Below are 14,905 nucleotides of genomic sequence, written 5' to 3' on the forward strand. Positions count from 1 at the left end.
AATACGAACGGCTTCGCGTTTGAACTCTTCTGTAAATTCTCGCTGCTTCAATTCTAACTCTCCTGTCACTTTTATTTAACAGAAGCCCTCCACTTTTGAAGGGGAAGTCCAGTGCAGGTGGCGTTGAACAAGGGCGAGCATGTTCCGGCGTTGCTGTGTGTAATAGACACTGAGAAGGCGGCTCTGATGCAGAGCAGCCACGTGATCCCGTTCTTGGCTAAGAAGACCATCAAGTGGGGCAAGTCTGCTTCAGCAGTGCCTAAGGAGGCCGTGGATGCGATCTCAATACACATCGGCACGCACTTCGTGGCCTTCAATATCGAGAACGATGCCGCAGAGTTCGTCACGACGGTAAAGGACGCAATCGCGTCCGGCGCTATTATCCGGACTCAGATCACCCCGGACAATCTCAAGCAGGTGTTCGATAAGTGGGTGGAAATGATCGGTCAGGAGATCGAGGATGTCGAGGAAGACAGCTTCAACCTTCTCTTCTTTGCCGACATCATGAATGACGGCACCGTTTCGACTCACAAAGATCTGACCGCCACACTGCTCTTCAGGGACGGTGATCCGGTGTTCGACCTTCACGGTAAGTTACATGCCCTTCGCAACGTAGAAGGCTACCGTCGCTTCTGGTCAATTTACCACCGCCCTCCCAAGAAGGACTATCGGAACGAGATTCTCGAGCGCAGAGACAGCCTAATCCCGGTTGTGGAGCGCGTCTTCAAGGGCGCATTCTACACCCCGCTGCATGTCGTCGACAAAGCCTATGATCATCTGGCCTTCGTGCTGGGGAAAAACTGGCAGAAGAAGTACAAAGTCTGGGACATGTGCTGCGGGGTCGGGAACCTCGAAGTCAAACACTCTAATCACCGCAACCTGTTCATGTCGACCCTCGACCAGTCCGATGTCGATGTTATGAAGGCGACCAAGACCTGTGTTGCCGCTCACCGATTCCAGTACGACTATCTCAACGACGATGTCACCGAAGACGGCAAGATAGACTACAGTCTCACGAACAAGCTCCCGAAGGAACTCCGGGACACCATCGCCGCCAAGGAGAAGATCGTCGTACTAATCAACCCTCCCTATGCCGAGGCCATGAATGCCGGCACAGGCGTAGCGACCACGGTGGTGGGACGTGCTTTGGGCGGTAACGTTGGGTTCGCGCGAAGGGAACTTTTCATCCAGTTCCTGCTGCGAATCCAGACCGAGCTCCCCAATGCAATCGTGGCCATGTTCTCAAAGCTCAAGTACGTCAACGCTCCGAACTTCGACGGCTTCCGTGATAAGTGGAATGCCCGATATCTGGGCGGGTTCGTCGTCCCCAGCCATACTTTCGACGGGCTGAAAGGTGAGTTTCCCATTGGTTTTTTGGTATGGGACACAGCCAAGAAACGCAAGGAGCCATTTGAAATCGAGGCGGAGGTGCTCAACACGCATGCCAAGCCGATCGGGGCAAAACGCTTCTACGACGTCCCAAAAGACGGGTTGCTCAATGCCTGGATCAAGCGCGCGAAGCCCAATGCGACACCGGCGTTGCCCCTGACAAATGCGCTTGAGCCAACCACACGCACAGGTGATGTTCGGGGCACTAAGTGGGCTGACGGTGCCATTGGCGGTATGATCAGCAAGGGATCAGACCTCCAGAACGCGGGCGTCACCGTTCTCTTTTCTTCCGGTTACGCCAGCGCCGGGGGCTTTCTGGTGACAAAGGAAAACCTGCGGCAGTCTGCTGTCGTGTTCACCGCAAGGCGTATCATCCGGCAGACCTGGCTTAACGATCGCGACCAATTCCTTATACCTTCCCACGACATCCCCGAAGAGATGGCCAACGATTGCCTAGTCTGGATGCTCTTTAACAATAGGAACCTTTCTGTCGGCGCCGATGGCCTTGTTTGGCAGGGAAAGAGCTGGTCACTGGTGAACCATTTTATCCCTTACTCTGAGGAGGAAGTGGGGGCGTCAAGCCGCTTCGAATCTGACTTTATGTCGAGCCATCTCGCAACTCTAAAGCTCTCAAAGGAAGCCAAGAAGGTTCTGGCTGATGGGCGAAAGGTCTGGGCGGCGTACTTCAAAGCCGTCGAGAAGAAGCAGATCGCGAAGAGCATTCGCGACGATTTCAAGCTAAACAGGCCCGACGTGGGCTGGTATCAGATTCGCAATACATTAGAGGCGTTGGTCGGCCAAGGTATAGCGGTTTCTGCTCGCCAAGGTGAAATCGATGCGTCCTATCGTGCTCTTTCCGAGAAGATTGAGCCGGAGATCTATGCGAAAGGCATCCTCAAGGCGTAAAAGCGCCGGTCGCATTCCAGAAGTTCGATGATATCGTAGACGTGGAAAAGACGTGGCGGAGCTGCACTTTGACGGCAAAGGGCCTTCAATACGGGCGTTCGCAAGATTTCGTACAGACTTGAAAGACTGCAATTGATTCAGTCAGGATTCCAGTAACTTAAACCATTTGTACTTCCCCCAGTTGTAGATGATTTACTTGGGTGATCAACCCAATTAAATTCACGTCAGGATTGCGTTTTGAGGTGGTGGTATTGATTAATTTTTGGGATGGAGAGCAGGTAGGTAAGAAAGAATTATTGCGCCTTTTAACGCGCGACGGAAAGTGGCTGCGTTGGGAGGGGGAGAAAGAAGACCCAGATGACCCCCGCAAGCAACCCAAAGCCGGATGCAAGGATCAGGTAGAAGATGCCCTGTTGGCAGCACTGCACTCGACCAATGTCCTAGTGCTGCTGGGGTCTGGGGCGTCCTTCTCAGCTAAAAATGAAGGGGGGTCGAAAGCCCCGGGAATGGGCGATCTATGGCATGCCGTGCGAGACGCCGTTTCTGAAGATAATTTGATCGACCATAAAAAGTTTGATGATCTGGCAAAGAAAGTAATGGGCAGCCTTCCGCAGAACGACAGCGAGGGAAAACAGAACGCCGGGGATATCGAGAGCCTATTGAGCCTCTGTAAAATGCAAATCGAGCTGCTCTGCGTTCTTGCAAAAAACGACCCTAATTTTGCTGATAAGCCTTTTTTAGAAGAGCTTGTTGAGTTTGTTCGCGTCGCTGAGAACGCAATCTTGGGCCAAGTGGGTTTCGTTGACGCAGCTACGGGTTTGCCCGCGCACTCGGCATTTCTTAAAAAGTTCGCGCGCAGATCTCCGGAAAAGCCCCGAGTGAAGCTGTTCACGACGAATTACGATCTATGTATTGAGACAGCTAGCCTCCGCTTGGGAGTTGTCCTAATCGACGGTTTTTCCCACAGTGCAGAACAGCGGTTTAATCGCGACAACTTCGACCATGATATCGTGCGACGAGCCGCATCCGGTACGAAGGCCGATTATCTCGATGGCGTATTTCACCTCTACAAAATGCATGGATCGGTCGATTGGCGGCGACGGACTGATCAGGTTGTTATTCGTAGCCTCGATGCCACCGGAGAGAACCGCAAGCCGGTCCTGATTTATCCACGATCTTCGAAGTATCAGGAGGCTTTCGAAAGCCCCTATCTTGATATGTTCGCGGCCTTGCAAGCAGCACTACGAGAACCCGACACGGCGCTGATAGTTTCTGGTTTTGGATTCGCGGACGACCATATCAGTGCGCCGATATGGTCCGCCATCGAAACGAACCTGTCGTTGCGCCTTGTGCTCTGTGATAGGGGTTTTATAGAACATCATAAGTTATTCGATGAAGATGCGCAGGAAATAGACATCGATCTGGGCGGACAACGCCACTACCCGAGCAAGATCGCGCGGCTTGTGCAACAGGGCGATACGCGCATTACGATGTTGAATGGCCGTTTCGAAGACCTTGCCGATGCCCTGCCGATGATATCAGGCAAGACGGATCGCCAGCTTTTGCAGGACCGGCTTGAGAAGCTGCGCGAAGGCGACATCGCATGATCGAGCTTTCTTCCCTGATCGACCCGTCCAAGCGCATCGGAACGGTCACCCGCGTAACGGCGAGCGCTGTTGAGCTGACTTTGCCGCGTGCACTTGCGGCCCTCGGTCAGCGTGGGCTTGCAAGAGGCTCCGTTGGCGATTTTGTTTTTGTCGATTGTGACCGTACCGCAATCTTGGGCCGCGTGACGGAGGTTGGAATTCCTGATCGACAACGGACAGCTCTAGATCACCAGATTGAAAACGATCCTTCGGTTGAGCCGCAGGGGCGCGTTCAGCTATTGGCGACAGTAAGCAAGACTACTCGAAAGGTCACCCGCGGCATCAACACCCAGCCAAGGGTAGGCGATGGGGTCTATCTCGCTGAAGGTGGGGCGCTGTCCAATTCCATCAAGGATGCTCTCGAGGGCGACGCTCAGCGTGACGGAGGACCGCTACTTGTGGAATTGGGCCATCTTTCTGGGCTAAATGACGCTGCACTTAGCATTCCTCCGGAGAAACTTTTTGGTCGCCATTGCGGGGTCTTTGGTGCGACAGGCGGGGGGAAGAGCTGGACGGTGTCGCATCTCGTCAATGAGATTGTACGTATCGGTGGGAAATGTATTCTATTTGATCCCACCGGCGAATTCACAGGGAAGGTAGCTGGCGCGTGGCAGTATTCGTTCAGCGAAGCGGGCAAAGAAAACCAACCCTTGGTGCGGTTCCCTAGCGAGAAGTTGTCGGAACTAGACCTCCACGCGCTTCTCACACCAACTGGTCAAAGTCAGGGACCGACCCTCCGGAGTGCAACCAAGAGTCTGCGTATGGCTCGGATTTTAACAGCTAACGCAGAACGGTTTCCTGTCGCACAGAACGGTGCCGGGCTAAGTATTTTGATCCACAGGGGTGACCAACAAGTCGGAAATATCGTCGTTGAAGAGCAAGGAACTATTGAGAAAGCAAACCAGAGCCGCATTGCATACAGCCAAGCTGAGCTAATTCTCGCTGATGATTTGGCTGTTGAAACCTGCCGGTTCGACTTTAACGCTCTGTCACGGCAAGTGCGAAACGAATGCGTAAGGCCAGTTCATAACAACGACCCATCGAAATACGGCTCACTCGACAACAATTCTGTAGGATATTGCAATTCGCTTATCATTCGAATTGAAACCTTTTTGACATCTCCAGAATTGTCGTGCCTGTTTTCAAACAATGGTCTGGACATTTGCAGCGAGATTGAACACTTCTTGGGCGATACAGGTGCCAGAGCGATGGTGATCTCCTTCGAAAAAGTAAGCTTTAAGCACAATACTCGAGAATTGCTTTTGAACGCTCTAGGGCGCTATCTCCTTGGTCTTGCACGGAAAGGTCGATTTCTCCAGAACCCGCTAGTTTGCTGCTTGGATGAAGCGCACCAGTTTATCGGTCGGACGGTCGGCGACGAACTCAATAGCGTCAACCTTGATGCCTTTGGTCTGATTGCAAAGGAAGGCCGGAAATACGGGCTGACCACCGTCATTGCAACGCAGCGTCCCAGAGATGTACCACAGGATGTCCTCAGCCAGCTCGGAACCCTCTTTGTTCATAGGCTTACCAATGACCGAGACCGGGAGACCGTCGAAAGGGCATGCGGTGACCTTGATCGCAGCGCCGCTGCTTTCATCCCATCTTTGTCACAGGGCGAGGCGATCATTGTTGGCCCCGATTTGCCTGCACCATTGCCGATTATGATGCGCAAACCAGAAAAAGGTCAGCAACCAGAAAGCCACGGCCCCAAGTACCAAGAGTTTTGGGGCAAAACCCAACCGGCCCGATTGACTGAAGAGCCTTGATGAAATTTGCAGGAAACAATGATCCTAGATTTCTACTCTGCTGACTATCGTCGAACGCTCTTTCCGATGTCGACAAACCGCTACCTGATCGAAAATGGTCAGGACGAAATCGCCGAGTTTTTGAAACGTTGCCTTGATCCCGACCAGGAGGCATTTTCTTTCCGTTCGCAGACAAGGGTTTATGCTGGCAAACCCGGGTTTCACCTGAGGCGAACAGTTAAACTGGATCCTGTGGCAGAATACTTCATATACGATCTCGTTTTAAGAAATAGAACCCGATTTAGAGCCCCCTTTCACGAGCACAAGAAGCATTTTGGCTACAGATTTGAGGAGGGTAAGCCACTGAATCCTTCAGGATCATTTCGAGGATATAAGGGAGCCATAGCTGCGTATCGAGACCAGTACCAGTATAGTCTGAGTTTCGATGTAGCGGCCTATTTCAACTCAATTTACCACCATGATCTCGTTTCTTGGTTATCCAGAATCGGTGCGTTAGAACAGGATTATCAAGCGTTTGGACAGTTTCTTCGAGAAATAAACACCGGTCGTTCGGTCGATTGCCTGCCACAAGGCATTTATCCAGCTAAAATGATCGGGAATGATTTCCTTCGTTTCGTAGAGCAGTTCCATGGGTTACGCAGCAGCGCGATTGTTAGGTTTATGGATGATTTTGTTTTGTTCTCTGACTCTCAGCGTGATCTGAGTCACGACTTCATTACAATCCAAGGCCTATTAGGTGAGAAAGGACTTTCACTCAATCCAAACAAGACCAGTCGCGGAGTGAGAGAGAACGTTGAACTTGAGGTTGCAATCGAAGACGTAAGGGCAAAGCTCCTTCAGAGGCGCAGAGTTGTCGTCACCGACTACGACGGTATTCCCGATGAAGAGATTGAAGTTGAACGAGATTTGTCGGACGAAGAAATGGGGTTTCTGAGAGGCCTCCTGCAACAAGATGACATTGAAGAAGAGGATGCCGAGCTGGTGCTGTCTCTGATGGCCGAGCACGCCGAAGAAGCCATCGACCGCCTCGGAGATATAGCGCGTCGCTTTCCGCACTTATTTAAGAATATCTACTCATTTTGCCTTGATGCGGAAGACGAAGAAAGGATAGCTGCATTTGTCTTGGAGCTACTTCGCGACAATGATGCGATGATCTATGAGTTTCAGCTGTTTTGGCTGACTCACATTCTTGAGGATCGGCTTTTGAACACCGCATCTGCGTCCGAGATCATTGATAGGCTCTACAACCACCCGAATGCTAAGTCGATCTCAAAGGCTAAGTTGCTCGAAATTCCGGACTTGAGATATGGTTTGGTTGAGCTGCGCGACACCCATTTGGGCGCAGGGCAATCCGATTGGTTGTCATGGTCTAGCGCGGTCGGCCACAGGGGACTGAATAAGATCGATCGTCGTCACAGGCTGGGCTACTTCGCCAAAGCGTCAAACTACAACAAGCTCGTGTTCGACATTGTGTCGAAGGATTGAGCCAGCCTCTTGAAGCATCGAGATTCTTTATCAGGTCTCCACATGATGTTCTTTGGAATTTCCGTATTGGGGGGACAATAATTGAATGTATCCGCAGAGCACGCTAGGGACGAGAGCTGCCGCAGGAAATCTCTTAGCGAATGTCGACGTGTTGTGTGGAATTCCAAGGAGCCGCCGGGCTGTTTACGGGCCAAGCTCTGTCCGCCATCATTTCCCCGAACGAGAAGCAGGTTTCGGAAGGAGCCAAAAAGCCCTACGAATGGTTGATATGGGTCGGAAATGGGGGGTACTCCACTGCGCGGCATTATCATCTTCAGCCACACTGAATCCGACTAACCAGTTTGGGGCGTCCTCGCAGACGTAATGCCCAGCTTACAGATTACTAAGTCCCACAGATTTGACCCAAGATTAGGCCACGGCCGTAAATTTGAGACCGGCCAGACATAGTCGAGCAATGGACATAATATGAATTACTCCGTTTTAAGTTGATGCCGAGGGTTCGGTAGAAACGCGCACAGTTCATTTAAAACAGAAGGAAACCGTACCACTATAGCGACGCCGAAGCTTTCCAGCGAGATTCCCGGTGTTGTACGCGCTAGGCAATAAGCTTGAGATGCTTACGCTCTACCGTTCCCAGAGAAATTAAACGCATTTAAGCCATTAACAACATCGCGTGCCTTGCGGGCAACAAAGGCCAGTTCAAGATGGGCAAATCGCATCGTAGTTCGAATATCGGAGTGACCAAGCACAGTCTTGACCTCTTGGATTGAGAGCCCGTTTTGAACAAGGCGTGTAGCATGCATATGGCGAAGAGTGTGAATAGTGCAATCGTGAAGGCCAGCACGACGAAAAGCTTTGCGGGTGGCAACAGCTGAATATCCTCTCCTCTCTCCGACCGTATTCACGAAAACGGTATCCATTCGAGGGGCAGCTATGCGCCCTCATTTCGATCATAACAACCATTAGCCTCTTTGCCCAAAATCAGACATCGTGCTGGAGTCGACATAGGCTACCATCAGCACCAGTCACCAATGATCAAAAGCAACGATATTCATTTGGTTGGCCGGTACCTGCAATCGGTGATGCCATGTGAAGCGCAATTCGGCGCGTGTGCGACGTTCTCAAAAATAATCGTCGAATTGATGACGTTCGCACTCATGCAGGGCTTGGAAAAGTTCTGTCCGATCGGTAGTGTGGCAGACATTCCTCTCCTTAAACTTGTTTCTCGGAAAGTATATGGTTTCCTCGAACCTACAGCAACTTGGCTTGGCGAACCGATGGCCGAGTACCGAAAAAGTGGCGATACTCGTCGGACCCAACGGTTCGGGTAAGAGCAGGTTTCTTCGGGAGCTCGTCTCGCAGCTCCGTGGTGAGCGAAGCTTGGCCATTATTTCCAACACAGCACATGATCGATTTTCGGGGTTGAGAGGGCTGAATCGTATCGCCTCGGGCAAAGGCAGTTACACGCCGAAGAACATTGTAAAGCGGGCACTCGGAAGGACAATCGACCGTCCGGATTCCCGCTTCTATCAGATCGGCTCGATACTAGAATACTGTGGGTATCGACCCCGATTTGGGTTTCTTGTGGATGTCGACCTTTATACAGCTCGAGTAGATCCGGAGGATTATCTCTTCGATCCAAACGACTACGATGCCGTCGTCGGTTTTTTGCGCAGGCATAATCCAGAGGAAATTCTGTGGGTTGACCAAGGGGATTCTGCATATTCGTTCTCTCTTGGTCGTGAGTTTGGCGCAATCTTACGCAGCGAGAATAGCCTTCGTCGTTCAGGGAGGTTACGGGGAATTCAAGTTTTCCTTGAGCGCAACGACGGCGAAATAATTGAGCTCTTGAACGCGAGTTCTGGCGAACTGTCGTTGATTTCTTCACTTGTATTCCTTGTGAGCTCACTCGGTGAGGATCCGATTATTGTCATCGATGAGCCAGAGAACAGTTTGCACCCACGCTGGCAGCGGGAGTATATCGATAAAATTCTAGCTGCAGCGTCCTATCGCAACGCAACCATCGTTATAGCAACACATGCTCCGCTGATCGTTATCGGCGCCCTTGGAACGGTCCCAGACATGGTGTCCGCCTTTCATATACAAGATGGTTCCCCCAAGGCAATCGATTTGCAGGAAGCTAAGGCTTCTGCTGCTAACGTTGAGGGGGTTCTGTGGCGAGCGTTCGACGTGATCACACCCGCTAGCCATTTCGTCAGTGAAGAAATGGTCGGAATTGTCACTCAAGTCGAACGAGGCGAAATCACCTTCGATAATGCCATAGCTCGCGTTAACGAGATGGCGAGCAACAGCTTTGATAGTCAGCAGTTAAAATTCTTCGACGCAGTTCGCGACCTTATTGGAAAGGTCGATCGCCACATACGCAAGGCCGACAGAAACGATGGTTGATCGGTATTTACCCGCCCTAGCCGATTTTGAGTTGGGTGAAGAGGAAGCTAAGGCAGTCGAAAAGGCGCTGAAAACAGAAAAACCTTGGGACTGGATACCCGAAGACAGCAGCGAACGGCAGGCGCTCAGGGCAGCCAAAGACAGAATCCTTGCATATCATCTTCAGAGGCATGGCGGAAACTGTTGTTATTGCCGAACGAACCTCAACGGTGCGGGGCCATTTATGACCGACCGTGAACACGTGCTTCCCAAAGGGAAGCCGGTCTACCAACCGTTCAGTTATGCAGTCTGGAACCTCGCAGCCGCTTGCAAGCGCTGCAACATGCAGTTCAAACGCAGAGGCGACGCATTCGTCGTCGATACGGCTGACTCCGCGAAATTTCAAGATAGCGAAAACTATCGCTTTATCCATCCTAACTTCGATGCATACGGCGAACATTTGAAGCGGATAGCAGTTCAGGTTGATACAAAGAATATTGTTATTTTCATAAGTGTAGAGGGGAGTGAGAAGGCCGTTTATACGCGTGACTTCTTTGGCCTCAACGAACTTCAAGTCGATAGCTTCGATCAGGCCCAAGGCGTCGTTGTGGAAAATGCAGAAACGGCCCTTGCGGCTCAAGTGCGAGCCCTCGCGAAGCAATTTGGTCAATAGCCTGCAATGCTCCAAGTGGGCTTGTAATGGAGCCATCCGCACCAAAGCCCCAACAAAGAATTTTGTCTTCAGGCCGGCTTTTACGATGCTTAATTATTTTAACTGTGGGGCATCAACCTCTTCTGCCATACGAAAACCGACTAACCGTTTTGGGCCTCCTTAAAGAGTGAGAGGTCAGCCGATGGCGTTGGACTTGAAGTTCCAAGGCATGAGGCCTTCGATTTCGGTTGCACGTCAGCCTTGAGCGAAGCGGCTTAGGGTTTGGATACCGTCCCCAGAGGAATTAACAGCATTAAGGCCGTTCACAACGTCGCGAGCCTTGCGGGTTACAACAGCCTGTTCAAGATGGGCGTATCGCATCGTTGTTCGAATATCAGAGTGACCAAGCACGGCTTTGACCTCTTGGATCGACAGTCCATTTTGAATAAGGCGTGTCGCGTGCGTATGACGAAGCGTGTGAATACTGCAATCATCAAGGCCCGCGCGACGGAAGGCTTTACGAATAGCGTTGGTCGAATAGCCTCTTCTCTCTCGGGCCTTGTTCACGAAAACAGTTGGCGCATCGCTTTCCCGCAGTCGACGGTGAAGGATAGTTTCCACGCGATCCGTCATGTAGATCACGCTCTCATTATGAACTTTGGAACGCCACAGGCGTATTTCACCGCGGGTCAAATCAATGTCCTGCCACGCAATGTTAGAGATTTCGCTGTAGCGCGCTCCAGTATCGATTAGCACAACGACGAGATCATAATTGTCCTGCATCCATTTTTGGCGATCCCCTCGACGGGATGGGTCAGCAGAGAGGCCATTTGCGACACGTGAGGGGGACAGTTCATGCAGCAGGCGACGCTCTTCCTCATTACTCAGATATCGCATTCTGGAATTGGGCGTTCTAATGAGGGGCGCGCTGATTGACGGACTTTGATAGCCGTCCTTCTGAGCAAGCTGGATCGCTCCTATCAGACAGTTCATGCCGTGCTTGATAGTCTGCGATGCGCATCCTTGGGACAGTCGTTTTTGCCGAAACCGTTCCAGTGTGTCGGAGTTGACCTTCGTCAAAGGAATCGAGCCATTCAGTATTTTCAGAATCACCCTGATCTGACTTTCCAGATTCCGGTAGTTCGGGGTTCCAAGCTTCGAGTTCGCAAATCGATGAAGAGCCGTTTCCAACGTAATCGCCTCCTTTTTGCCAAGTAGCAGCTCGGAGTGGAAATTAGCCCGAATCTTGGCGGCGACTTGCAGGGCAACTCTGCGGTCAGTCGTCTTTGTTGACCGGACAATCGTTTGATGTTCAATTTGAAACTGCGCATACCAGAATTTCGAGTTTCCACGTTTTACCAGCAACATAGGTTCCCTTTTTGAATATCGAGATATCCTACCGATGCAGGGGAACGTTCAACGGCACTATGAGATCAAGTATTCTGGCAAGCCCTCGAGATTATGACGACGCTCCCCAACACATCGATGTGGTAGAATCCGGAAAGGGCGTAGATGCCTAAGCCCAAGCTTGAGAACAAATTCACCTTCAAGATCGAACCTGACGATGAAGGGGGCAGAACAAAAACGGTTTCTATTCAGAATGAGAACATCTCTGAGCCGCCCGTCGCCGGAAAAAAGCGAAAGACAAAGAAGGACCCGAGCGCTTATCTGCTCCTTGGTTTTGACACCGAATATCAGTCTTTAAGGGCAAACGAGCAGGAAAGCTCCATTGAAGCAGGTGCAAAAAACGAGCTTCTTTCCTACCAGTTCTCAATCAAACTGATTTCCCAAGACGAAGAGCATAACCAGCCTGAAACAGAAGGAATTATTATTCCCGATGCAGAACAGCGTTTAACACTCGCCGAGTTTCTGGGCTTCGCGGTTGGATCTTTGATCGATAAATTTCCCGATGTGAAGTTGCCGAAGTCCGTCTATCTTCTAGGACATTTCATTCGCGCCGACTTCCCGGCATTCAGTGATTTCAAGGACAACGCTCGACTGACTTCAAACGTCAGGAGCACATTCGTAAGCATTGACAGTGGTATTCCAGTGGCGTTTGGCGAGGGAGATGCAGCGATTGCTGAGTTTACAGTTATAATCCGTGACACCATCCTGCTTGCTCCAAGCAACGCAAAATCGCTTGCAGATATCGGTGATCTTCTCGGTTTCCCGAAAATCCGACTCGGACAGACCCCGCATGAAGAGAGGGAAATCAAGGAAAATATGGCCCGTTTCAGAAAGGAACGGTGGAACGAGTTTCGTGAGTATGCGATCCGCGATGCCCAAGTGTGCGTCCGTTTTGCTGAACGGATAATTCAGCAGAGCACAGCGCTTTTCACCTCTTTCAAAATGCCTGCAACGTTGACGTCCTTTGGAACCGGGTTGCTGCTTCTCGGGTGGCAAAAGGATGGTTTGGATAGCAATCAAATTTTGGGGCGAGAGGCCATCAAAGAGAGATTTTTCAGCAAGAAAGACGGGTATTTCAAAATCAAGACCGTAACACCGCTGAAAGAGGAAGCTTATTTCAACGAGGCGTTCATCACAGAGACCTACCATGGCGGAAGAAACGAGCAGTTCATATTCGGCATTGCAGACGAAGGTCAGTGGAGGGACCACGATCTCAGTTCTGCATATACCACAGCGATGTCACTGATAGGCACGCCTGACTGGGACAATATCACTAATCTGACAACGCTTGATGGTGTTGGACCGCTCGACCTCAGTTTCTTCTCCGTGGACTTTGAGTTCCCCGAAACTGTACGTTTCCCAACTCTCCCCGTCCGCACGGCAAATGGAATCATCTTTCCTCGTAAGGGCAACTCGAAGTGCTCGGCTCCCGAACTGTATCTTGCCCAGAAACTCGGAGCTCTATTGACTTTCCGCAAGGGCGTTCACGTACCATCTGATCCCAAGCAACCAGTTTTCAGGGATTTCATTAAGGAATGCATTGAAAAGCGTACAGCGCATAAGAAGGGAACTTTTGACAACCTGTTCTGGAAAGAGGTCGGCAACAGCACCTACGGAAAAACGGCCCAAGGTCTTCGTGAAAAGCGAGTGTACAACCTACAAAACGATGGAATGGAAGCCCTTCCACCGAGCAAGATCACCCAGCCATATTTTGCATCATTTATCACGTCGTACACGCGAGCAGTCCTAGGTGAAATTCTCAACGGTTTCCCTGAAGACGTACAAGTCTTCAGTGTCACCACAGACGGCTTCCTCTCCAATGCCAGCGACCAGAATATCAAAAAGGCAACCAGCGGAGAGTTATTCGAATCATTTCGACATGCCCGTAGTCATTTGGACGAAAGCAGTCCTTTGGAGATTAAGCATTTAGTTCGCCAACCTGTCGGCTGGCGAACGCGAGGCGCGGCAACGCTGAAACCGGACGAAGGCGACAACGGCATTGTCTTACAAAAAGGAGGCATCAAAACAAATCCGCTCAACGATCCGTTTCAAGAGAACCAGGAGACGCTACGCCTGTTCTTAAACCGGAGCCCCGACCAAAAAATACAATACAACTCGGGCGTCGGTATCAAAGAAATGCTGCGCGGCGAAACCGATTTCGTTTTTCGGTCCGTGACCAAGCGACTTTCAATGGAATTTGACTGGAAAAGGAAGCCCATAAACGCGCGCGATACCATCTTTGAGTTCGAAGGCAAGCAGTACATACACCTTACGTTCGAAACGAGGCCGGTGGAGAACGTTGCAGAATTCAATCTTGTGCGCGAGAACTGGGAAAACTACGACAAGAAATCTCCACACGTTCTAAAAACACTGGAGGATTTCAACTCGTTTAAAACATACTGCACGTCAAGGGATTCCCTCGGAGATCGATCCAAGAAGTATCTGCGACAAACCAACGGAGATTTAAAAAGGCTTCGGGAAAGCTTGACACGAGCTTATCAGCAGCACCAAGCGGGGTTCGACCTCATCCGAAGCAAACAAAAAATGAAACATGCCGACTTTGTTATTGCCTTGGAGGTTTGCGGTATACCGTGCAAAATCAGCGATATCGACAACGGCAAAAGAAAGACGTTCGAACCACACTGCACGCCGGGTACAGACAGGGTGGTTGAAGCCTTGAAGAAGTTGCAGGTGGATTATTATCCAGAATTGGAAATTGAGCTATTTGTCCCGGGAGAAGCCCTGCAAAAAACTCAAAAATCGTAGGATGACGAGTGCAATATGGGGAGAGAGGGGCAATTCGATTTTAGAGTTTTTTCCACGCCTTCCCCCGTATCGTTGATGATGGTGGAAATATGAAATCCGTAAATGTTTTGCCCCCACCTCCCATATATAACATTTACGGATTTTGATAATGCATTTAGTGATTGTTAGCAGGGCTCACTACGGCGTTCCTTAGCTAGACGCCGTCGGCAGTTGTACCAATACGTGAGGGCGCCTTTTTCTGTCAGTGTTGCGCCTTCGACAAATGCTCTAACGATTACGTCCTGCTCCATACCTTCCAGCTTTTCGTAAATGGCAAGCGCGGTATCAATTTTGGACTTCCCGGCAGCAATCATCTTTTTTCCATCAGAAATTGCTTCCTCGATGATCTCGTTGTCTGCGGGAACGGCAGCGACATTTTTCGGCTTCGTCATATCGTTTCTCCTTACTTGGTGAAACGAGAATCCCGCCAATTTTAGGTCAAGACAACGCGTTCTTCC

The 14,905-nt window shown here is 50.7% G+C and carries 10 protein-coding genes; 7 read left to right on the forward strand and 3 right to left on the reverse strand.

All coding sequences use genetic code 11. The features are described 5' to 3' along the window. Nucleotides 1–111 precede the first annotated feature (111 nt). The 4 genes from ABE530_RS00005 (at nt 112) to drt5 (ending at nt 7,195) form a co-directional block, all read left to right on the forward strand. Nucleotides 112–2,295 (forward strand): hypothetical protein, encoded by a 2,184-nt coding sequence (locus tag ABE530_RS00005; RefSeq protein WP_499693218.1) that lies wholly within the window; start codon nt 112–114, stop codon nt 2,293–2,295. Nucleotides 2,296–2,495: 200 nt separating this feature from the next. Further along, the gene (locus ABE530_RS00010) at nt 2,496–3,902 is read left to right on the forward strand and encodes an SIR2 family protein (protein WP_499693219.1); all 1,407 of its coding nucleotides are present in this window, start codon (nt 2,496–2,498) and stop codon (nt 3,900–3,902) included. Further along, nucleotides 3,899–5,710, forward strand: coding sequence for an ATP-binding protein (locus tag ABE530_RS00015; RefSeq protein ID WP_499693220.1), 1,812 nt, complete (start codon nt 3,899–3,901; stop codon nt 5,708–5,710). The genes ABE530_RS00010 and ABE530_RS00015 overlap by 4 nt, the downstream gene beginning before the upstream one ends. A gap of 18 nt (nt 5,711–5,728) precedes the next feature. After that, nucleotides 5,729–7,195 (forward strand): antiviral reverse transcriptase Drt5, encoded by a 1,467-nt coding sequence (gene drt5 / locus ABE530_RS00020; RefSeq protein ID WP_499693221.1) that lies wholly within the window; start codon nt 5,729–5,731, stop codon nt 7,193–7,195. Between the two features lie 617 nt (nt 7,196–7,812). Here drt5 and ABE530_RS00025 read toward each other — a convergent pair. Continuing rightward, nucleotides 7,813–8,115 carry a tyrosine-type recombinase/integrase gene (locus ABE530_RS00025; RefSeq protein ID WP_499693222.1) on the reverse strand — a complete coding sequence of 101 codons (303 nt, stop codon included), beginning with the start codon at nt 8,113–8,115 and terminating at the stop codon, nt 7,813–7,815. Between the two features lie 460 nt (nt 8,116–8,575). Between ABE530_RS00025 and ABE530_RS00030 the strand changes: the two genes are divergently transcribed. Further along, complete coding sequence (locus tag ABE530_RS00030) at nt 8,576–9,604, forward strand: ATP-binding protein (protein ID WP_499693223.1); 1,029 nt, start codon at nt 8,576–8,578, stop codon at nt 9,602–9,604. Continuing rightward, entirely contained in the window at nt 9,597–10,256 is a 660-nt protein-coding gene (locus tag ABE530_RS00035) for an HNH endonuclease (RefSeq protein ID WP_499693224.1), read from the forward strand. The genes ABE530_RS00030 and ABE530_RS00035 overlap by 8 nt, the downstream gene beginning before the upstream one ends. Nucleotides 10,257–10,490: 234 nt before the next feature. Here the strand turns inward: ABE530_RS00035 and ABE530_RS00040 are convergent, their stop codons facing one another. Next, a complete protein-coding gene (locus ABE530_RS00040; RefSeq protein WP_499693225.1) occupies nt 10,491–11,603 on the reverse strand; it encodes a tyrosine-type recombinase/integrase in 1,113 nt (370 codons plus the stop codon). A 144-nt stretch (nt 11,604–11,747) separates the two neighbouring features. On the opposite strand from ABE530_RS00040, the gene ABE530_RS00045 reads away from it, so the two are divergent. Then, nucleotides 11,748–14,408: a DNA polymerase gene (locus ABE530_RS00045; protein ID WP_499693226.1), complete on the forward strand. Its 2,661-nt coding sequence runs from the start codon at nt 11,748–11,750 to the stop codon at nt 14,406–14,408. A 164-nt stretch (nt 14,409–14,572) separates the two neighbouring features. Here ABE530_RS00045 and ABE530_RS00050 read toward each other — a convergent pair whose 3' ends face one another. Further along, nucleotides 14,573–14,839 carry a hypothetical protein gene (locus tag ABE530_RS00050; protein WP_499693227.1) on the reverse strand — a complete coding sequence of 89 codons (267 nt, stop codon included), beginning with the start codon at nt 14,837–14,839 and terminating at the stop codon, nt 14,573–14,575. Between the last annotated feature and the right edge of the window lie 66 nt (nt 14,840–14,905).

The organism is Brucella sp. TWI559 (assembly GCF_039674265.1).
GTDB classification, from domain to species: Bacteria; Pseudomonadota; Alphaproteobacteria; order Rhizobiales; family Rhizobiaceae; genus Brucella; species Brucella chromiisoli.